Annotated in this window: 20 protein-coding genes; 12 read left to right on the forward strand and 8 right to left on the reverse strand. The window is 52.6% G+C overall.

Annotation, left to right across the window (positions count from 1 at the left end; genetic code table 11):
• Nucleotides 1-81: 81 nt before the first annotated feature.
• The 6 genes from hcp (at nt 82) to FEK43_RS07560 (ending at nt 8157) form a co-directional block, all read left to right on the forward strand.
• The gene (gene hcp, locus FEK43_RS07535) at nt 82-1734 is read left to right on the forward strand and encodes a hydroxylamine reductase (RefSeq protein WP_130205243.1); all 1653 of its coding nucleotides are present in this window, start codon (nt 82-84) and stop codon (nt 1732-1734) included.
• Nucleotides 1735-1745: 11 nt separating this feature from the next.
• Nucleotides 1746-2714: an NADH oxidoreductase gene (gene hcr, locus FEK43_RS07540; protein ID WP_135406292.1), complete on the forward strand. Its 969-nt coding sequence runs from the start codon at nt 1746-1748 to the stop codon at nt 2712-2714.
• A 132-nt stretch (nt 2715-2846) separates the two neighbouring features.
• On the forward strand, nt 2847-4565 hold the full coding sequence (gene poxB / locus FEK43_RS07545; RefSeq protein WP_130205239.1) for a ubiquinone-dependent pyruvate dehydrogenase: 1719 nt from the start codon (nt 2847-2849) through the stop codon (nt 4563-4565).
• 36 nt (nt 4566-4601) lie between these two features.
• Nucleotides 4602-5603: a low-specificity L-threonine aldolase gene (gene ltaE, locus FEK43_RS07550; RefSeq protein WP_135406291.1), complete on the forward strand. Its 1002-nt coding sequence runs from the start codon at nt 4602-4604 to the stop codon at nt 5601-5603.
• Nucleotides 5604-5613: 10 nt separating this feature from the next.
• Nucleotides 5614-7044, forward strand: a complete 1431-nt coding sequence (locus FEK43_RS07555; protein ID WP_135406290.1) for an SDR family oxidoreductase — start codon at nt 5614-5616, stop codon at nt 7042-7044.
• A 99-nt stretch (nt 7045-7143) separates the two neighbouring features.
• Nucleotides 7144-8157, forward strand: coding sequence for an NAD(P)-dependent oxidoreductase (locus FEK43_RS07560; RefSeq protein ID WP_130205719.1), 1014 nt, complete (start codon nt 7144-7146; stop codon nt 8155-8157).
• On the opposite strand, the gene FEK43_RS07565 is transcribed toward FEK43_RS07560, so the two are convergent.
• Complete coding sequence (locus FEK43_RS07565) at nt 8154-8984, reverse strand: N-acetylmuramoyl-L-alanine amidase (protein WP_135406289.1); 831 nt, start codon at nt 8982-8984, stop codon at nt 8154-8156. The two genes, FEK43_RS07560 and FEK43_RS07565, sit on opposite strands and share 4 nt — an antisense overlap.
• On the reverse strand, nt 8981-9304 hold the full coding sequence (locus FEK43_RS07570) for a heavy metal-binding domain-containing protein (protein WP_135406288.1): 324 nt from the start codon (nt 9302-9304) through the stop codon (nt 8981-8983). Before FEK43_RS07570 ends, FEK43_RS07565 begins: the two co-directional genes overlap by 4 nt.
• Nucleotides 9305-9429: 125 nt before the next feature.
• Here FEK43_RS07570 and FEK43_RS07575 point away from each other — a divergent pair, with 125 nt between their 5' ends.
• The 6 genes from FEK43_RS07575 to artJ all read left to right on the forward strand — a co-directional run bounded on the left by FEK43_RS07575 (nt 9430) and on the right by artJ (nt 14039).
• Nucleotides 9430-9945 (forward strand): lipoprotein, encoded by a 516-nt coding sequence (locus tag FEK43_RS07575; protein WP_135406287.1) that lies wholly within the window; start codon nt 9430-9432, stop codon nt 9943-9945.
• A gap of 217 nt (nt 9946-10162) precedes the next feature.
• Complete coding sequence (gene artP, locus FEK43_RS07580) at nt 10163-10891, forward strand: arginine ABC transporter ATP-binding protein ArtP (protein ID WP_000027211.1); 729 nt, start codon at nt 10163-10165, stop codon at nt 10889-10891.
• Between the two features lie 17 nt (nt 10892-10908).
• Nucleotides 10909-11640, forward strand: coding sequence for an arginine ABC transporter substrate-binding protein ArtI (gene artI, locus FEK43_RS07585; protein ID WP_105454365.1), 732 nt, complete (start codon nt 10909-10911; stop codon nt 11638-11640).
• 6 nt (nt 11641-11646) lie between these two features.
• Nucleotides 11647-12363 carry an arginine ABC transporter permease ArtQ gene (artQ, locus tag FEK43_RS07590; RefSeq protein ID WP_130205229.1) on the forward strand — a complete coding sequence of 239 codons (717 nt, stop codon included), beginning with the start codon at nt 11647-11649 and terminating at the stop codon, nt 12361-12363.
• Nucleotides 12363-13031, forward strand: coding sequence for an arginine ABC transporter permease ArtM (gene artM / locus FEK43_RS07595; protein WP_000464489.1), 669 nt, complete (start codon nt 12363-12365; stop codon nt 13029-13031). The genes artQ and artM overlap by 1 nt, the downstream gene beginning before the upstream one ends.
• A 276-nt stretch (nt 13032-13307) precedes the next feature.
• Nucleotides 13308-14039 carry an arginine ABC transporter substrate-binding protein ArtJ gene (artJ, locus tag FEK43_RS07600; RefSeq protein WP_135406286.1) on the forward strand — a complete coding sequence of 244 codons (732 nt, stop codon included), beginning with the start codon at nt 13308-13310 and terminating at the stop codon, nt 14037-14039.
• 174 nt (nt 14040-14213) lie between these two features.
• Here artJ and rlmC read toward each other — a convergent pair whose 3' ends face one another.
• The 6 genes from rlmC to potF form a co-directional block, all read right to left on the reverse strand.
• On the reverse strand, nt 14214-15341 hold the full coding sequence (gene rlmC, locus FEK43_RS07605; RefSeq protein WP_135406285.1) for a 23S rRNA (uracil(747)-C(5))-methyltransferase RlmC: 1128 nt from the start codon (nt 15339-15341) through the stop codon (nt 14214-14216).
• A gap of 40 nt (nt 15342-15381) precedes the next feature.
• Nucleotides 15382-15870: a YbjO family protein gene (locus tag FEK43_RS07610; protein ID WP_135406284.1), complete on the reverse strand. Its 489-nt coding sequence runs from the start codon at nt 15868-15870 to the stop codon at nt 15382-15384.
• Between the two features lie 59 nt (nt 15871-15929).
• Nucleotides 15930-16775 carry a putrescine ABC transporter permease PotI gene (gene potI, locus FEK43_RS07615; protein WP_130258187.1) on the reverse strand — a complete coding sequence of 282 codons (846 nt, stop codon included), beginning with the start codon at nt 16773-16775 and terminating at the stop codon, nt 15930-15932.
• Nucleotides 16772-17716, reverse strand: a complete 945-nt coding sequence (potH, locus tag FEK43_RS07620; RefSeq protein WP_130205217.1) for a putrescine ABC transporter permease PotH — start codon at nt 17714-17716, stop codon at nt 16772-16774. Before potH ends, potI begins: the two co-directional genes overlap by 4 nt.
• A 9-nt stretch (nt 17717-17725) precedes the next feature.
• Entirely contained in the window at nt 17726-18859 is a 1134-nt protein-coding gene (potG, locus tag FEK43_RS07625) for a putrescine ABC transporter ATP-binding subunit PotG (protein ID WP_130214734.1), read from the reverse strand.
• A 94-nt stretch (nt 18860-18953) separates the two neighbouring features.
• Nucleotides 18954-20066: a spermidine/putrescine ABC transporter substrate-binding protein PotF gene (potF, locus tag FEK43_RS07630; protein WP_130205213.1), complete on the reverse strand. Its 1113-nt coding sequence runs from the start codon at nt 20064-20066 to the stop codon at nt 18954-18956.
• Between the last annotated feature and the right edge of the window lie 52 nt (nt 20067-20118).

The following is a 20118-nucleotide window of genomic DNA, read 5'->3' on the forward strand; positions in this document are numbered from 1 at the left end:
CATGAAAAATCCCTTTTATCCCCGCGTTAAGCGACTTAACCTTAAACATGTATATTAAATATAACTTTAAAAGGTGTGATCATGTTTTGTGTGCAATGTGAACAAACTATCCGTACTCCGGCAGGAAACGGCTGCTCATACGCGCAGGGGATGTGTGGTAAAACGGCGGAAACCTCTGACCTTCAGGATTTACTCATCGCGGCGCTGCAGGGGCTTTCTGCCTGGGCTTTAAAAGCGCGTGAATACGGCATTATCAACCACGATGTAGACAGCTTCGCGCCGCGCGCATTTTTCTCAACCCTGACCAACGTTAACTTCGATTCTCCGCGTATTGTCGGCTACGCTCGTGAAGCGATTGCCCTGCGCGAGGCGCTGAAAGCACAATGCCTGGCTGTAGATGCCAACGCCTGCGTCGATAACCCGATGGCTGACCTGCAACTGGTGAGCGATGATCTCGGCGAACTGCAACGTCAGGCAGCTGAATTTACGCCAAATAAAGATAAAGCCGCGATTGGCGAAAACATTCTCGGCCTGCGTCTGCTGTGCCTGTATGGCCTGAAAGGTGCAGCGGCCTATATGGAACACGCCCACGTTCTCGGTCAATACGACAACGATATTTACGCCCAGTACCATAAAATCATGGCGTGGCTGGGGACCTGGCCCGCCGATATGAACGCGCTTCTTGAGTGTTCAATGGAAATCGGCCAGATGAACTTCAAAGTGATGAGCATTCTGGATGCAGGCGAAACCGGTAAATACGGTCACCCGACGCCAACCCAGGTCAACGTCAAAGCGACGGCGGGCAAATGTATCCTGATTTCCGGTCACGATCTCAAAGATCTCTACAACCTGCTGGAACAGACCGAAGGTACGGGCGTTAATGTCTACACCCACGGCGAAATGCTGCCTGCTCACGGCTACCCAGAGCTGCGTAAATTCAAGCATCTGGTCGGTAACTACGGCAGCGGCTGGCAGAATCAGCAAGTGGAGTTCGCTCGCTTCCCTGGCCCTATCGTGATGACTTCGAACTGCATCATCGATCCAACCGTAGGGGCTTATGACGATCGTATCTGGACCCGCAGCATCGTTGGCTGGCCGGGCGTGCGTCATCTGGATGGCGAAGATTTCTCTGCGGTCATCGCCCAGGCGCAACAAATGGCGGGCTTCCCGTACAGCGAAATTCCGCACCTGATCACCGTGGGCTTTGGTCGCCAGACGCTGCTTGGCGCAGCAGATACGCTGATTGATCTGGTGAGCCGTGAAAAACTGCGTCATATCTTCCTGCTTGGTGGCTGTGACGGCGCACGCGGCGAACGTCACTACTTCACCGATTTCGCCACCAGCGTGCCGGATGACTGCCTGATCCTGACCCTCGCCTGTGGTAAATATCGCTTTAACAAACTCGAGTTTGGCGATATCGAAGGTCTGCCGCGTCTGGTGGATGCTGGTCAGTGTAACGATGCTTACTCAGCGATTATTCTGGCTGTCACTCTGGCAGAAAAACTGGGCTGTGGGGTGAACGATCTGCCGCTGTCGCTGGTGCTCTCCTGGTTTGAACAGAAAGCGATTGTCATTCTGCTGACACTGCTTTCTCTGGGCGTGAAAAATATCGTCACCGGCCCGACGGCACCTGGTTTCCTGACACCAGATCTGCTGGCGGTGCTGAACGAGAAATTCGGCCTGCGTTCTATCACCACTGTTGAAGAAGACATGAAGCAACTGTTGAGCGCGTAAGGAGTTTGTCGATGACGATGCCAACGAATCAATGCCCGTGGCGGATGCAGGTTCATCACATTACGCAAGAAACGCCGGATGTGTGGACGATTTCCCTGATTTGCCACGATTACTACCCATATCGCGCCGGGCAATATGCACTGGTCAGCGTGCGAAACTCAGCGGAAACGCTGCGTGCTTACACCATTTCCTCCACGCCTGGCGTGAGTGAATACATCACCCTGACCGTGCGGCGGATTGATGACGGTGTTGGCTCCCAGTGGCTGACCCGCGATGTGAAACGCGGTGACTATCTCTGGCTTTCGGACGCGATGGGGGAATTTACCTGCGACGATAAAGCAGAAGATAAATTCCTGTTGCTGGCGGCAGGCTGCGGCGTCACACCGATTATGTCGATGCGTCGCTGGCTGGCGAAGAACCGTCCGCAGGCCGATGTGCAGGTGATCTACAACGTGCGTACGCCGCAGGATGTAATTTTCGCCGATGAGTGGCGTCATTATCCGGTAACACTGGTGGCGGAAAATAACGTTACCGAGGGGTTCGTTGCCGGACGCCTGACTCGTGAACTGCTGGCAAGCGTTCCTGATTTAGCCTCACGTACCGTGATGACTTGTGGTCCGGCACCGTATATGGATTGGGTGGAACAGGAAGTGAAGGCGCTCGGCGTGACGCGTTTCTTTAAAGAGAAATTCTTTACGCCAGTGGCGGAAGCGGCGACCAGCGGTCTGAAATTCACCAAATTGCAACCGGCGCAAGAATTTTACGCTCCGGTTGGCACCACGCTGCTGGAAGCACTGGAAAGCAATAAAGTTCCGGTTGTCGCCGCCTGTCGTGCGGGTGTTTGCGGCTGCTGTAAGACGAAAGTGATTTCCGGTGAATATACGGTGAGCAGCACAATGACGCTGACCGACGCCGAAATCGCTGAAGGTTACGTACTGGCCTGCTCCTGCCATCCGCAGGGGGATTTGGTTCTCGCGTAATCACCTTATGCCCGATGATATTCCTGTCATCGGGCTGTTTAACCGTTAGTGCCTCCTTTTTCTCCCATCCCTTCCCCCTCCGTCAGATGAACTAAACTTGTTACCGTTATCACATTCAGGAGACGGAAAACCATGAAACAAACGGTTGCAGCTTATATCGCCAAAACACTCGAATCAGCAGGCGTAAAACGCATCTGGGGAGTCACGGGTGACTCTCTGAACGGCCTTAGTGACAGTCTTAATCGCATGGGCACCATCGAGTGGATGCCTACCCGCCATGAAGAAGTGGCTGCCTTTGCCGCTGGCGCTGAAGCACAACTTTCAGGAGAACTGGCGGTCTGTGCCGGATCGTGCGGCCCCGGCAACCTGCACTTAATCAACGGCCTGTTCGATTGCCACCGTAATCACGTTCCGGTACTGGCGATTGCCGCCCATATCCCTTCCAGCGAAATTGGCAGCGGATATTTCCAGGAAACCCACCCGCAAGAGTTATTCCGCGAATGTAGTCACTATTGCGAGCTGGTTTCCAGCCCGGAGCAGATCCCACAAGTGCTGGCGATTGCCATGCGCAAAGCGGTGCTTAACCGTGGCGTTTCCGTTGTCGTGTTACCGGGCGACGTGGCGCTAAAACCTGCACCAGAAGGGGCGACCACGCACTGGTATCATGCGCCACAGCCAGTCATAACACCGGAAGAAGAAGAGTTACGCAAACTGGCGCAACTGCTGCGTTATTCCAGCAATATCGCCCTGATGTGTGGCAGCGGCTGCGCGGGGGCGCATAAAGAGTTAGTTGAGTTTGCCGGGAAAATTAAAGCGCCTATTATTCATGCCCTGCGCGGCAAAGAGCATGTCGAATACGATAATCCGTATGATGTCGGAATGACGGGATTAATCGGCTTCTCGTCAGGTTTTCACACTATGATGAATGCCGACACCTTAGTGCTGCTCGGCACACAATTTCCCTACCGCGCCTTCTACCCGACCGATGCCAAAATTATTCAGATTGATATCAACCCAGCCAGCATCGGCGCGCATAGCAAGGTAGATATGGCGCTGGTCGGCGATATCAAATCAACCCTGCGCGCATTGCTGCCACTGGTGGAAGAAAAAACCGATCGCAAGTTTCTGGATAAAGCGCTGGAAGATTACCGCGATGCCCGTAAAGGGCTGGACGATTTAGCTAAACCGAGCGAGAAAGCCATTCACCCGCAATATCTGGCGCAGCAAATTAGTCATTTTGCCGCCGATGACGCCATCTTTACCTGTGACGTTGGCACACCTACGGTATGGGCGGCACGTTATCTGAAAATGAACGGCAAGCGTCGCTTGTTAGGTTCGTTTAACCACGGTTCGATGGCTAACGCCATGCCGCAGGCGCTGGGCGCGCAGGCAAGCGAGCCAGAACGCCAGGTGGTCGCCATGTGCGGCGATGGCGGTTTTAGCATGTTGATGGGCGATTTCCTCTCGGTAGTGCAGATGAAGCTGCCAGTGAAAATTATCGTCTTTAACAACAGCGTACTGGGCTTTGTGGCGATGGAGATGAAAGCTGGTGGTTATTTGACTGACGGCACCGAACTACACGACACCAACTTTGCCCGCATTGCCGAAGCGTGCGGCATTACGGGTATTCGCGTGGAAAAAGCCTCTGAAGTCGATGAAGCCCTGCAACGCGCTTTCTCCATCGACGGTCCGGTGCTGGTGGATGTGGTGGTTGCCAAAGAAGAATTAGCCATTCCACCGCAGATCAAACTCGAACAGGCAAAAGGTTTTAGTCTGTATATGCTGCGCGCAATCATCAGTGGACGCGGCGATGAAGTAATCGAACTGGCGAAAACGAACTGGCTAAGGTAAAAAGGGTGGCATTTCCCGTCATAATAAGGACATGCCATGATTGATTTACGCAGTGATACCGTTACCCGACCGAGCCGCGCCATGCTCGACGCGATGATGGTCGCCCCGGTTGGGGACGACGTTTACGGAGACGACCCTACCGTTAATGCTCTGCAGGACTATGCGGCAGAGCTTTCCGGTAAAGAAGCCGCCATTTTTCTGCCTACCGGCACTCAGGCCAACCTGGTCGCTCTGCTCAGTCACTGCGAACGCGGCGAAGAGTATATTGTCGGTCAGGCGGCGCATAACTATCTGTTTGAAGCCGGTGGCGCAGCAGTGCTGGGCAGTATTCAACCGCAACCCATCGATGCTGACGCCAACGGCACGTTACCGCTGGATAAAGTGGCGATGAAAATCAAACCCGACGATATTCACTTCGCCCGCACCAAATTGCTCAGTCTCGAAAACACCCACAACGGCAAAGTGCTGCCGCGTGAATACCTGAAAGAAGCATGGGAATTTACCCGTGAGCGCAATCTGGCGCTGCATGTTGACGGTGCGCGCATCTTTAACGCCATCGTGGCTTACGGCTGCGAACTGAAAGAGATCACGCAATATTGTGATTCGTTCACCATTTGTCTGTCGAAAGGTCTTGGTACGCCAGTCGGTTCGTTACTGGTCGGTAACCGTGACTACATTAAACGTGCCATCCGCTGGCGGAAAATGACCGGCGGCGGGATGCGCCAGTCCGGGATTCTGGCAGCCGCCGGGATGTATGCGCTGGAAAATAACGTCGCGAGGCTGCAGGAAGACCACGATAACGCCGCCTGGATGGCGGAGCAGTTGCGTGAAGCAGGCGCAGATGTGATGCGTCAGGACACCAATATGCTGTTTGTTCGTGTCGGGGAAGAAAATGCTGCCGCGTTAGGCGAATACATGAAAGCGAGAAACGTGCTGATTAACGCCTCGCCGATCGTCCGCCTGGTGACCCATCTCGACGTCTCACGCGAGCAACTGGCTGAAGTCGCCGCCCACTGGCGCGCATTCCTGGCGCGTTAAGGAGAGAGACGTGCCGCAACGCATTTTAGTTCTCGGTGCCAGTGGCTACATTGGTCAGCATCTGGTGCGTACACTCAGCCAGCAAGGGTATCAGATCCTGGCGGCGGCACGTCATGTCGACAGGCTTGCAAAGCTGCAACTGGCAAACGTCAGTTGTCATAAAGTCGATCTCAGCTGGCCGGATAACCTTCCGGCCCTGTTGCAGGATATCGATACCGTCTATTTTCTGGTGCACAGCATGGGCGAAGGCGGCGATTTTATCGCTCAGGAGCGTCAGGTGGCTCTCAACGTCCGTGATGCGCTGCGCGAAGTGCCAGTTAAGCAATTAATCTTTCTCAGCTCGTTGCAGGCTCCGCCACATGAGCAGTCGGATCATCTGCGCGCCCGTCAGGCCACGGCGGATATTTTGCGAGAAGCCGGTGTGCCGATTACTGAATTGCGCGCCGGAATTATCGTTGGTGCAGGTTCAGCGGCGTTTGAAGTGATGCGCGATATGGTCTACAACCTGCCGGTATTAACGCCGCCACGCTGGGTACGTTCACGCACCACGCCCATCGCGCTGGAAAACCTGCTGCACTATCTGGTGGCACTGTTAGATCATCCGGCCTGCGAACATCGGGTCTTCGAAGCCGCCGGGCCAGAGGTGCTCAGTTATCAACAACAATTTGAACATTTTATGACCGTGAGCGGTAAGCGCCGCTGGTTGATCCCCATCCCCTTTCCGACCCGCTGGATTTCGGTGTGGTTTCTCAATGTGATTACTTCCGTACCGCCCACCACCGCCAAAGCGTTGATTCAGGGGCTGAAACACGATCTGCTGGCAGATGACACCGCATTACGTGCACTCATTCCACAACCGCTGATCGCTTTCGATGATGCGGTACGTCGCACATTGAAAGAGGAAGAAAAACTGGTCAACTCCAGCGACTGGGGATATGACGCGCAGGCTTTTGCTCGCTGGCGACCAGAATACGGTTACTTCGCCAAACAAGCCGGTTTTACGGTTAAAACGTCCGCCAGCCTTCACGCGCTATGGCGGGTAGTCAATCAAATCGGCGGTAAAGAACGTTATTTCTTTGGCAATATTTTGTGGCAGACCCGGGCGCTAATGGACCGCGCGATCGGTCATAAACTGGCGAAAGGTCGCCCTGAGCGGGAATATTTGCAGACGGGAGATGCGGTAGATAGCTGGAAAGTGATTGTCGTTGAAGCGGAAAAACAACTTACGTTGTTATTTGGTATGAAAGCACCGGGACTGGGGCGGCTTTGTTTTACGCTGGAGGATAAAGGCAACTACCGCACCATAGACGTTCGCGCTTTCTGGCATCCGCACGGCATGCCAGGCCTGTTTTACTGGCTTTTCATGATCCCTGCGCATCTGTTTATTTTTCGCGGTATGGCAAAACGAATCGCCAGACTTGCAGAACAAATCACAGATTAATCGAAAAAAACCTGCGTGATTCTTTCATGTTTCCCATTGCATCAAGGGGGAAATCACGAAAGAATGCGCACGTCGACTTATCAACAACAGTGGAATGATATGAAGGTACTGGTTACCGGCGCTACCAGCGGCTTAGGTCGAAACGCGGTTGAATTTTTATGCCAGAAAGGCATCAGCGTGAGAGCGACCGGTCGCAACGAAGCTATGGGCAAATTGCTGGAAAAACTGGGCGCCGAGTTTGTCCGGGCGGATCTGACCGAACTTGTCTCATCGCAGGCTAAAGTGATGCTCGCAGGCATTGATACGCTGTGGCACTGCTCCAGCTTTACCTCGCCGTGGGGAACGCAGCAGGCTTTCGACCTGGCCAACGTTCGCGCTACGCGTCGCCTGGGCGAATGGGCTGTTGCCTGGGGAGTGCGTAACTTTATTCATATTTCTTCGCCTTCACTGTACTTCGACTATCATCACCACCGGGATATCAAAGAAGATTTTCGCCCTCACCGCTTCGCTAACGAGTTTGCCCGCAGCAAAGCTGCCAGCGAAGAAGTGATTAATATGCTTTCGCAGGCGAATCCACAAACACGCTTTACTATTCTGCGTCCACAAAGTCTGTTCGGACCGCACGATAAAGTGTTCATCCCCCGCCTGGCGCATATGATGCACCACTACGGCAGCATTCTGTTACCGCACGGCGGCAGTGCGCTGGTCGATATGACCTACTACGAAAATGCCGTGCATGCCATGTGGCTGGCGAGCCAGGAAAACTGCGACAAACTGCCGTCCGGCAGGGCATACAACATTACCAATGGTGAGCATCGTACACTGCGCAGCATCGTGCAGAAGCTCATCGACGAACTGAATATTGATTGTCGTATTCGTTCAATTCCCTACCCGATGCTGGATATGATCGCCCGCAGCATGGAGCGTTTAGGCCGCAAGTCAGCGAAAGAGCCGCCGCTAACCCACTACGGCGTCTCCAAGTTGAATTTTGACTTTACGCTGGATATTACGCGTGCACAGGAAGAGTTAGGTTATCAGCCTGTCATCACGCTGGATGAAGGGATCGAGAAAACTGCCGCCTGGTTACGCGACCACGGAAAACTGCCGCGCTAATCCTGACCGTATTTCTCCAGCAACGCTTGTGCAATTGCCAGAGTTTCTGCATCCGCTTCGCCGTTATATAACGTCGGGCGGAAGTGCATCTGGAACGCCATAATCACTCGTTGCTGTTCGCCAGGAGTCATTTCTGGTTTCACGTCATAGCCGTAACGGGCCAACAGTTCCAGCAATGAGGCGGTATCTACCGGTGTGTGCGGCGCGCGCCCGGCAAGATAAAAGTTCACCCGCTGCGCATCAGGCCAGGCACCAATCCCCTCTTGTGCCAGTTGCTGCCAGGGAAATAATGGACCGGGATCATCTTTGCGCTGCGGTGCAATATCTGCATGAGCTACTACGTTTTCCGGTTTGATGTGATAGCGGGCGATAATATCCTTCGCCAGTGGAATAAGCGCCTGAATTTGTGTCGGTTCAAATGGCGCAAAATATTTCACCCCCGCTGATGTTTTCCAGCCGCGATTTTCCAGCTCAATGCCAATAGAGGTGTCGTTAAGACGTGTCGCCCCACGCCAGGCGCTAATCCCCGCATGCCAGGCCAGTTCCTGTTCCGGTACCAGTTGCCAGATACGCGGCTTGCCGTTGTAAAGTGGTGGCTCGGCAGGAACCAGGTAATGCGAACTTACGTGCTTATCGGTCAGTGTCGCCAGTGACGTACCAAAGTCCTCTGCGGTGTAGTGGATCACCAGCACTTTAATGCGCGGATACGCCGCCTGCGCCTGGCGTCGGGTATCAAGCTGGTATCCCCCTTTCTCGACAATGCCTTTTTCGCCTGCACACCCAGCCAGGAACAAAGCTGCGGCAACCAGCCAGAAGACTCTGCTCATCGACGCGTTTTCACCGCCGTTCCGCTGACGCTAACCATCAGCATACTGTCGTTTTGCCCGACCGTTTCGTAGTCGATATCAATGCCGACCACGGCGTCAGCCCCCAGCGCTCGCGCCTGCTCACCAAGTTCCTCAAAGGCTATCTCCCGCGCTTTACGCAGTTCTTTTTCATACGCACCGGAACGTCCGCCAACGATATCGCGGATCACCGCAAAGAAATCGCGAAAAATGTTAGCGCCTAAAATCGCTTCGCCGGTCACCACACCGCAATATTCAACGATGGTCTGGCCTTCAAGTGTTGGGGTTGTGGAAAATTGCATGATCGATCTCCTTGTTTGCTAAGCCTTCGATCTTCAAAGCATTATCGGACTGATACGCTATTATTGAAAGGATATCATTATTATCGTAGAACGCTTTCAAGGTGTTCGCTTATAAGGAAATCATTATGCGCTACAGCAAATTGACTATGCTTATCCCTTGCGCACTGTTACTCAGTGCTTGTACCACCGTCACGCCTGCCTATAAAGATAATGGCCCCCGTACGGGATCTTGCGTTCAGGGCGGACCTGACAGCGTGGCCCAGCAGTTTTATGACTACCGCATTTCGCACCGCAGTAACGACATTACCGCTCTGCGTCCATATTTAAGTGACAAACTGGCAACTTTGCTGAGTAATGCCAGCCGCGATAACAGCCATCGTGACTTATTAAGCAGCGATCCGTTCTCCAGTCGCACCACTTTGCCTGACAGCGCACAAGTTGCCAGCGCCTCGACCATCCCAAATCGCGATGCGCGCAATATTCCGCTGCGGGTGAATCTGAAACAAGGCGACCAGAGCTGGCAGGATGAAGTGCTGATGATTCAGGAAGGACAGTGTTGGGTGATCGACGATGTGCGCTATTTAGGTGGCAGCGTACACGCACCTGCCGGCACTCTGCGCCAGTCCGTTGAGAACCGCTAAAACCTTGATTAAACGATAACCCCCATAAATTGTCTGGCATTCTGTGAAGAATGCCGACATTTATGCTCGCCGCCCTTCGCCGCCGTTATTTTGTGCTATGTTTATTGAATAATGCGCTTTGCTTTTAACTTTTAAAGCAGAAATATTGCATAATTATTCTGTCAAAGGTACTATCTTCGACTTCAATAGCTATCCGACTGCCAGTATACGAGTGTCAATGAGTATTCAATTAAACGGCATTAATTGCTTCTACGGCGCGCATCAGGCGCTGTTCGATATCACGCTGGATTGCCCGCAAGGCGAAACGCTGGTGTTACTTGGCCCCAGCGGCGCGGGGAAAAGCTCGCTGCTGCGTGTACTCAATCTGCTAGAGATGCCGCGCTCCGGTACGCTCAACATCGCAGGCAACCATTTCGATTTCACTAAAACGCCATCTGACAAAGCAATCCGCGAGCTGCGTCGTAACGTCGGGATGGTGTTTCAGCAATACAACCTATGGCCGCATCTGACGGTACAGCAAAACCTGATTGAAGCGCCCTGCCGCGTGCTGGGGTTGAGTAAAGATCAGGCACTGGCCCGTGCAGAAAAACTGCTGGAACGTCTGCGTCTCAAACCTTATAGCGATCGTTACCCGCTGCACCTGTCTGGTGGTCAGCAACAACGTGTCGCTATCGCCCGCGCGCTGATGATGGAACCGCAGGTACTGCTGTTTGATGAACCGACCGCCGCGCTGGATCCGGAAATTACCGCACAAATCGTCAGCATTATTCGTGAGCTGGCGGAAACGAATATTACCCAGGTGATCGTCACCCACGAAGTTGAAGTGGCGCGTAAAACCGCCAGCCGTGTGGTGTATATGGAAAACGGTCACATCGTAGAACAAGGCGACGCGAGCTGCTTTACCGAGCCGCAAACCGAAGCATTTAAAAACTATCTCTCTCACTAAGATTCGGGATAACAACAATGAAAAAAGTTCTGATTGCCGCGCTAATTGCAGGTTTTAGTCTTTCCGCCACAGCTGCTGAAACCATTCGTTTTGCTACCGAAGCCTCTTATCCTCCGTTTGAATCGATGGATGCGAATAACCAGATCGTCGGTTTTGACGTCGACCTGGCGCAGGCGCTGTGTAAAGAAATTGATGCGACCTGCACTTTCTCTAACCAGGCGTTTGACAGCCTGATCCCAAGCCTGAAATTCCGTCGCGTAGAAGCGGTGATGGCCGGGATGGATATCACCCCGGAACGTGAAAAGCAGGTGCTGTTTACCACCCCGTACTATGACAACTCCGCACTGTTTGTTGGTCAGCAGGGTAAATACACCAGCGTTGATCAGCTGAAAGGCAAAAAAGTCGGCGTTCAGAACGGGACGACGCACCAGAAGTTCATTATGGATAAGCATCCGGAAATCACCACCGTGCCGTATGACAGCTACCAGAACGCAAAACTGGATCTGCAAAACGGTCGTATCGACGGCGTCTTCGGAGACACCGCGGTAGTCACCGAGTGGCTGAAAGATAACCCGAAACTGGCGGCAGTGGGCGACAAAGTGACCGATAAAGACTACTTCGGCACTGGTCTTGGCATCGCGGTACGTCAGGGCAATACTGAGCTGCAGCAGAAATTCAACACTGCGCTGGAAAAAGTGAAGAAAGATGGCACTTACGAAACCATCTACAACAAATGGTTCCAGAAGTAATTCCTGATGAATGAATTTTTCCCTTTAGCAAGCGCCGCCGGGATGACCGTCGGCCTTGCCGTTTGTGCATTGATTGTCGGACTGGCGCTGGCGATGTTCTTTGCGGTATGGGAGTCGGCAAAATGGCGTCCTGTCGCGTGGGCAGGTTCAGCGCTGGTGACGGTTCTGCGCGGCCTGCCAGAAATTCTGGTGGTGCTGTTTATCTATTTTGGCTCCTCACAGCTGCTGCTGACGCTTTCGGATGGCTTCACCATCAATCTTGGGATCGTACAGATCCCGGTGCAGATGGACATCGAGAACTTCGACGTTAGCCCGTTCCTTTGTGGTGTCATTGCTCTGTCGCTGTTGTATGCCGCCTATGCCTCGCAAACGCTACGCGGTGCATTAAAAGCGGTGCCAGTTGGCCAGTGGGAATCCGGTCAGGCGCTGGGGCTGTCGAAATCGGCTATTTTTTTCCGCCTGGTGATGCCGCAGATGTGGCGTCATGCGTTGCCTGGCCTCGGTAACCAGTGGCTGGTGCTGCTGAAAGATACCGCGCTGGTCAGTTTGATTAGTGTGAATGATTTAATGCTACAAACCAAAAGCATCGCTACCCGTACCCAGGAACCATTTACCTGGTACATTGTGGCGGCGGCGATTTACCTGGTGATTACTCTATTGAGTCAGTACATTCTCAAACGCATTGACCTGCGCGCGACACGTTTTGAGCGGAGGCCCAGCTAATGTTTGAGTATTTACCCGAACTGATGAAAGGGCTGCACACCAGCCTGACGCTAACCGTTGCCTCGCTGATTGTAGCGCTGATTCTGGCGTTAATTTTTACCATCATTCTGACGCTGAAAACGCCAGTGCTGGTATGGCTGGTGCGGGGTTATATCACGCTGTTTACCGGTACGCCGCTGTTGGTGCAGATCTTCCTGATTTATTACGGGCCGGGCCAGTTCCCGACGTTGCAGGAATATCCGGCACTGTGGCATTTACTGTCAGAACCGTGGCTGTGTGCACTGATTGCGTTGTCGCTGAACAGTGCGGCGTATACCACGCAACTGTTTTACGGCGCGATCCGCGCGATCCCGGAAGGTCAATGGCAATCCTGTAGCGCCCTGGGAATGAGCAAAAAAGACACGCTGGCGATCCTGCTGCCGTATGCCTTTAAACGCTCGCTATCTTCTTATTCCAACGAAGTGGTGCTGGTGTTCAAAAGTACCTCTCTGGCTTACACCATTACGCTGATGGAAGTGATGGGTTACAGCCAGTTGTTGTACGGGCGCACCTACGATGTGATGGTATTTGGCGCGGCGGGGATTATTTACCTGATCGTTAACGGCCTGCTGACGCTGATGATGCGCCTGATCGAGCGTAAAGCGCTGGCGTTTGAGCGACGGAATTAATATGGCTGCGTGCTGATGCCGGATGCGGCGTACATTAGCTGGATGATTTGTAGGTCTGATAAGACGCGTCAGCGTCGCATCAAACACCAGCACAGAACCCACATACTGCATAAATTATTATAATAAAGACGGACAACCCACTAAGTTGTCCGTCTTTTTTTATTCCAATTAAATTATTTAATCATATTTATTGCATATAAATTCACTTAATGGCATTGTTATCCCATGCCGCAGACACGGCCAAAAATCATAAGATTGACAGACGGGAGTTCCATCATGAAAAAGTTAGTTCTTGCCGCATTACTTGCATCCTGTGCGTTCGGCGCTTCTGCCGTGGAGAAAATCAATTTTGGCGTATCAGCGACCTATCCTCCGTTCGAGTCGATGGATGCCAATAACCAGATTGTCGGCTTTGATATCGACCTGGCAAAAGCCTTGTGCAAACAAATGCAGGCAGAATGTACTTTTACTAATCACGCGTTCGACAGCCTGATCCCGTCGCTGAAATTCAGAAAATATGACGCCGTTATCTCCGGTATGGATATCACGCCAGAGCGTAGCAAGCAGGTATCGTTTACCACGCCCTACTATGAAAACTCAGCCGTCGTAATTGCCAAAAAAGATACCTACAAAACGTTTGCCGATCTGAAAGGTAAACGTATTGGGATGGAAAACGGCACCACGCACCAGAAATATATTCAGGATCAGCACCCGGAAGTGAAAACTGTCTCCTATGACAGTTATCAGAATGCCTTTATCGATCTGAAAAATGGCCGTATTGATGGGGTATTTGGTGACACAGCGGTGGTGAACGAATGGCTGAAAACCAATCCGCAACTGGGCGTTGCGACTGAGAAAGTGACCGATCCGCAATACTTCGGCACCGGCCTGGGTATCGCTGTACGTCCTGATAACAAAGCTCTGCTGGAAAAACTGAATAACGCACTGGCAGCGATTAAAGCAGACGGTACATATCAGAAAATCAATGACCAGTGGTTCCCGCAGTAATTGAGACTGATAACAAAAGTAAGATTGCCTGATGCGCTACGCTTATCAGGACCACATCAACTCTGCAATGTATTGATTTAGCATGATTTTGTAGGCCGGATAAGGCGTTCACGCCGCATCCGGCATGAACAAAGCGCACCTGATCAGCAATCTGAAGCCGCACCTGCGGCTTTTTTATTGCTTCACCAGCAGCGTCAGCACTTCATAGTGCGCGGTGTGCGGGAACATATCAAAAAGCTGTACCCGCTCAATGCGATAACCAGGCAGTTCGCGAATATCTTTCGCCATCGTTTGAGCGTTACAGCTGGAGTAAATGATAAAACGTGGTGCCATCGTTGCGAGATAATCACACAGCGGTTTACCAATGCCGCGGCGCGGCGGGTTAACCAGTACCAACTCCGGCACCTCCCCCTGAGCGGTGGCAAACTGAGTGGAGTCCAGCGCCTGAAATTGCAGACGCGTTAAGCCCAGTTCAGCGGCTGATTGCTTCGCACAGGCAATGGCTTCTGGCGCAATTTCGATCCCGGTTAACTGCATGTCAGCCGTCGCGCAGTGTAAACCAAAACCCCCCACGCCGCAGAACAGATCCCACATATGTTTAACCGGCAGCTGCCGTACCCAGTCGCGCGCGGTGGCATACAGCTGGCTGGCGACCGCCGGATTAGTCTGGAAGAAACTTTGCGGGCGGATCCACAGCGGCACATCGTTAAAACGCTCTGCCAGCGACTGTTGTTCCGTCAGGTAGATCTCCGTCTCCCCTTCCATAATCGCCATATGTACCGGCTGAATATTGACGGTAATGACTTTCAGCTGCGGCAATTGTGCCTGTAACCACGGCAATGCCTTACGCAGTTGTGCCAGTTTGGTTTCAGAACGCAGTACAAAGCGCAGCATCATGCCGCCATCACTCTGGCTTTCAGTCAGCAGAATGTATTTCAGTTCGCCACGCTTACGCGCCACGTTGTAGGGCGTTAACCCCGCACGGGCGATAAACGGTTTTAGCACCGCAAAAACGGGCGCAAATGAGGCAGGATAAAGCGGGCAATCGCAAAGATCTTCCGGCGTGCCGTCGCGATGCAGCATTCCGAGCCGTGGTTTTTCAACACTGCCACTCACCACCATTTTGGCTTTATTACGAAACCCTTGTTTCGGGCCAGACACCGGCGCGCACCATTCCTCAACCGGAAAATCGGCCAGCAGATTCTTAAGATCGGCGGTTTTAGCGGAGAGTTGCTGTGGTATCGGCTGCGTTATCCACTGACAGGAACGACAGCGACCCGCGTCGTAAAGTGCGCACTGCATACATTGACCTTCACATCATCAGGGGCGACGATTATACACATTATTGCAACTGGAAGAACCGCCGACTGGTCGAGGGAACGAACAGCAGCATCAGGATGAGCATATCCGGCAGCTTCTGCAGCATCAGACTATGGAAGATTTCACGTTTTGATTCACCGGGAATGCTGAACAACTCCGGATAACCATAACCCAGCGAAGCCGCCCACAAGTAACTGGCGGCCGTGATTTGTGTCAGCAGATACAGCCAGCGCGCCCAGCGACGCCCTTTCACCAGCGAAAACGCACACCAGATCTCAATAAAAACCAGCGCCAGACTGCTTAAAAAGACCAGCGTTAAACTCCAGGTTTGTACGCTGCGATGAATGAACTCGCCAATACCGCGCACGCCTAATGTATTGAAAATCATCAACACGTCGAGGCCACGGATCATAATAATGGCGAGCGCCGCCACCTGCACCAGCGCAGGCACATTCAGGCGAGCATGTGATGAAGATGTTTTCTTAAAAAATCCCAACGATTCGTCTTCCATGAAAACAATGCCGCGACATGCGCGGCATTATGTAGCCAGGTTGGCAAATTTTAGTGTCTTCAGCCACGTCTTGCACGCTGGATATCGCGTATCCGCTGCTTTTCTGCGCGAGCCATCAGATACCAGGCGATAAATCCGACAATTCCGACCGCACCGAGAATTAACGTTGCAAGTGCGTTAATTTCTGGATTCACCCCCATCCGCACGCTGGAGAAGACCAGCATCGGTAACGTGGTGGCTCCCGGCCCGGAAACAAAGCTGGCAATAACCAGATCATCAAGCGACAAAGTAAAAGCCAGTAACCAGCCAGAAATGATCGCCGGCATAATCATCGGTAGCGTAATGACGAAAAACACTTTCAGCGGCATCGCACCGAGATCCATCGCCGCTTCTTCTATCGATCGATCCAGTTCCCGCAGACGCGACGAAATAACGACTGCCACATAAGCCGTACAGAAAGTGACATGCGCCAGCCAGATGGTGAGCATACCGCGATCCGCAGGCCAGCCAATGGCATGAGCAAGCGCGACGAACAACAACAACAGCGACAAGCCCGTGATCACATCTGGCATCACCAGCGGCGCGGTGATCATAAAGGCAAAACCATTTGATCCGCGAAACCTGCCAAAACGCACCAGCACCACCGCCGCAATAGTCCCGAGGATCGCCGCCGCCGTCGCCGCACAGGCAGCAATTGTCAGGCTTAAACCAACCGCACTCATCATTGCGTCATCGCGCAATAACTCACCGTACCAACGCGTTGACCAGCCCGCCCACACCGTCACCAGCTTCGAGCTGTTAAATGAATAGATAACCAGCATCAGCATTGGCGCATAAAGAAAGGTGAAGCCCAGCAGCAAAATCACAATCCGCCAGGGCGAACGAACGACCGGTAAATTATTCATCCGTGTTCTCCCACACTTTTTTGCTGATACTTGTGGAACCACATAATAGGCACGATTAGCAGCAACAACATGATAATCGCCACTGCCGAGGCGACAGGCCAGTCACGGTTATTGAAGAACTCCTGCCACAGCACGCGGCCAATCATGATGCTATCCGGACCGCCGAGCAGTTCCGGGATCACAAACTCGCCAACCGCAGGAATAAAGACCAACATCGATCCGGCAATAATTCCGCCTTTGGTGAGTGGCACGATCACGGTAAAGAACGTTTTCAGCGGTCGTGCACCGAGATCCAGTGCCGCTTCCACCAGCGAATAATCAATACGCATCAACGCGGTGTAGATTGGCAGCACCATAAACGGCACATAGGCGTAAACAATGCCAATATAGACCGCCAGGTTGGTATGCAGAATGGTCAGTGGTTGATCGATAACGCCCAGCCACAGCAGGAAGTTATTCAGCACGCCATTGTTTTTTAATATTCCCATCCAGGCATAAACGCGGATCAGAAACGAGGTCCACGACGGCAGGATCACCAGCAGCAATAAGATATTGCGGGTCGAGGGTTTACTGTGCGCCACCGCCCACGCCAGCGGGTAGCCAAGCAATAAGCAGCAGATGGTCGAAATCGCTGCCACCTGTAACGACTGGAGATAAGCATCGAAATAGAGCGGATCGTCGGTAAGTTGCAGGAAATTACCAAGATTGAGGGTGATTGACAGTTGCCCGTCGGCCCACTCCATCAGTTCGGTATAAGGCGGAATAGCTCGCGCCATCTCTGCAAGACTTATTTTAAAGACAATCAGAAATGGCAGCAGGAATAGCAAAATTAACCAGATATACGGCAGGGCAATCACCAGTTTGCGCCCGTGCTTCATCTGCCACTGCGTAAGCCACTGTTTTAACCCGCCCGGCTGGACAGGAGGTTCAAGTGTACTCATCTTTGCTCCTTAAACCGTCAGCACCACACAACTGTCCACTTCCCAACATAAACGAACTTCATCACCCCAGGTCGGTAGCCCTTTGCGGTGACGATGCGCGTTTTGTAGCTGGGCGCTAATCATCTGCCCGCTTTTCAGTCGAACGTGATACACCGAAAGATCGCCGAGATAGGCAATGTGTATCACCTCCCCCACCGCGAAGTTACAACCATTGGCGGGCGGCTCCTCGCAAAGCATGATTTTTTCCGGTCGCAGCGCCACATGTACCGGCACGTTATCAACCACTGACGCCAGCGGATCGACTTTCAGTGGATGGACCAGCCCCGGTGAATCGAGCAACAGGCCGTCTTCCTGACGCTCTTTTAGTAGCCCTTCAAAGACGTTGACTGAACCAATAAACTCGGCGCTGTAGCGGGTTGTCGGATGCTCGTAAATCTCTTCCGGCTCGCCAATCTGAACAAATTTCCCGCGATTCATAATGGCGATACGCCCCGCCATGGTCATCGCCTCTTCCTGATCGTGAGTCACCATTACGCAGGTCACGCCGACACGCTCCAGAATATCCACCACTTCAAGCTGCATCCGGTCACGCAATTTTTTATCCAGCGCGCCCATCGGTTCGTCGAGCAGTAATAGTTTTGGGCGCTTGGCAAGGCTTCGGGCCAGGGCCACACGCTGGCGTTGGCCACCGGAAAGCTGGTGCGGTTTGCGTTTGGCGAACTCCTGCATATGTACCAGTCCGAGCATCTCGTTGACCCGGCTGGCAATTTCCGCTTTTGGCAATTTGTCCTGCTTCAGGCCAAAGGCGATGTTCTGTTCCACGGTCATATGGGGAAACAACGCGTAAGACTGAAACATCATATTGATGGGGCGTAGATAAGGAGGAACCCGTGACAGGTCGACGCCATCAAGCATAATCTGCCCGGCAGAAGGTTGTTCAAAACCTGCCAGCATACGTAGCAGCGTGGATTTACCACAGCCGGATGCGCCCAGCAGTGCAAAGATTTCGCCTTTATAAATGGTCAGACTGACATCATCGACCGCATGTTGACCATCGTAGGATTTGGTCAAATTACGGATTTCTAATAGTGGTGTCAGCGACTTACGACTTTTCGCCTGCGGGCGAGGGATAGCGTCATTCACGGCTGCTCTCCGGCATTGAATGTGTGCAAGCGCACCATGATGGTGCGAATTGCCGGCGGGTGTGGTGCACCCGTCCGGCATCTACAACAGCAGATTATTTTCCGCTCTTCACTTTGGTCCAGGCGCGAGTGCGCACTCGATCGATTTTTGGATCCTGCACTTGTAGTGTGAACATTTTGGCGCGAACGTCCGCAGGCGGGTAAATTCCTGGGTTATCACGGACTTCCGCACTCACCAGCGGCGTGGCTGCTTTATTGGCGTTAGCATAGAACACATGGTCGGAGATATGCGCGACCACATCCGGACGCAGCAGGTAATTCAGGAACTGATACGCTTCGTCTTTATTTTTGGCATCCGCAGGCATGGCGAATACATCAAAGAATGCCATCGCCCCTTCTTTCGGAATCGAGAAAGAGACATTCACACCGTTTTTCGCTTCTTTCGCGCGGTTAGACGCCTGCCACACATCGCCCGCCCAGCCAATAGCGACGCAAATATCGCCGTTTGCCAGATCGTTAATGTATTGAGATGAATGGAAATAACGAATATTTGGACGCAGCTTTAACAGCAGATCGGTTGCCGGGCCAGTGTAATCATCCGCTTTGGTGCTGTTGGGATCTTTGCCGAGATAATTCAGCACGGTGGCAAACACTTCTTCCGGCGCATCGAGGAACGAGACTCCGCAGCTTTTCAGTTTTTCCAGATTTTCAGGTTTGAGGATCAAGTCCCAGCTATCGACGGGCGCGTTTTCGCCCAGTACCGCTTTGACTTTATCGACGTTGTAGCCAATTCCGGTGGTCGCCCACATATACGGCATGGCAAATTTATTGTCGGGATCGTGTTTTGCCACCAGCTTCAGCAGTTCTGGATCGAGATTCTTCCATTCTGGCAATTTGCTTTTATCCAACGGCTGGAATACACCAGCAGTCAGCTGGCGTTCAAGAAAACTGGCTGATGGAACGACAAGATCAAAGCCGGTGCTCCCCGCCATTAACTTGCCTTCCAATACTTCGTTGGAATCGAAAACATCGTAGACGACTTTTATACCCGTCTCTTTTTCAAAATTTGCCACTGTATCCGGGGCGATATAATCAGACCAGTTATAGATGTGGAGTGTTTTTTGTTCAGCCGCGAGCGTGCCGACAGAGACGGCCATCAGAGCACCTGCAACCAGACCCGATAGCCATTTTTTATTTAAGGCGGTCATATCTCTTTCCTTCTGAAAGTTCGTTAACAAACGAACAAAAGTTGTCACACTG

The sequence above is a fragment of the Escherichia sp. E2562 genome, from assembly GCF_005781075.1.
Taxonomy (GTDB): Bacteria; Pseudomonadota; Gammaproteobacteria; order Enterobacterales; family Enterobacteriaceae; genus Escherichia.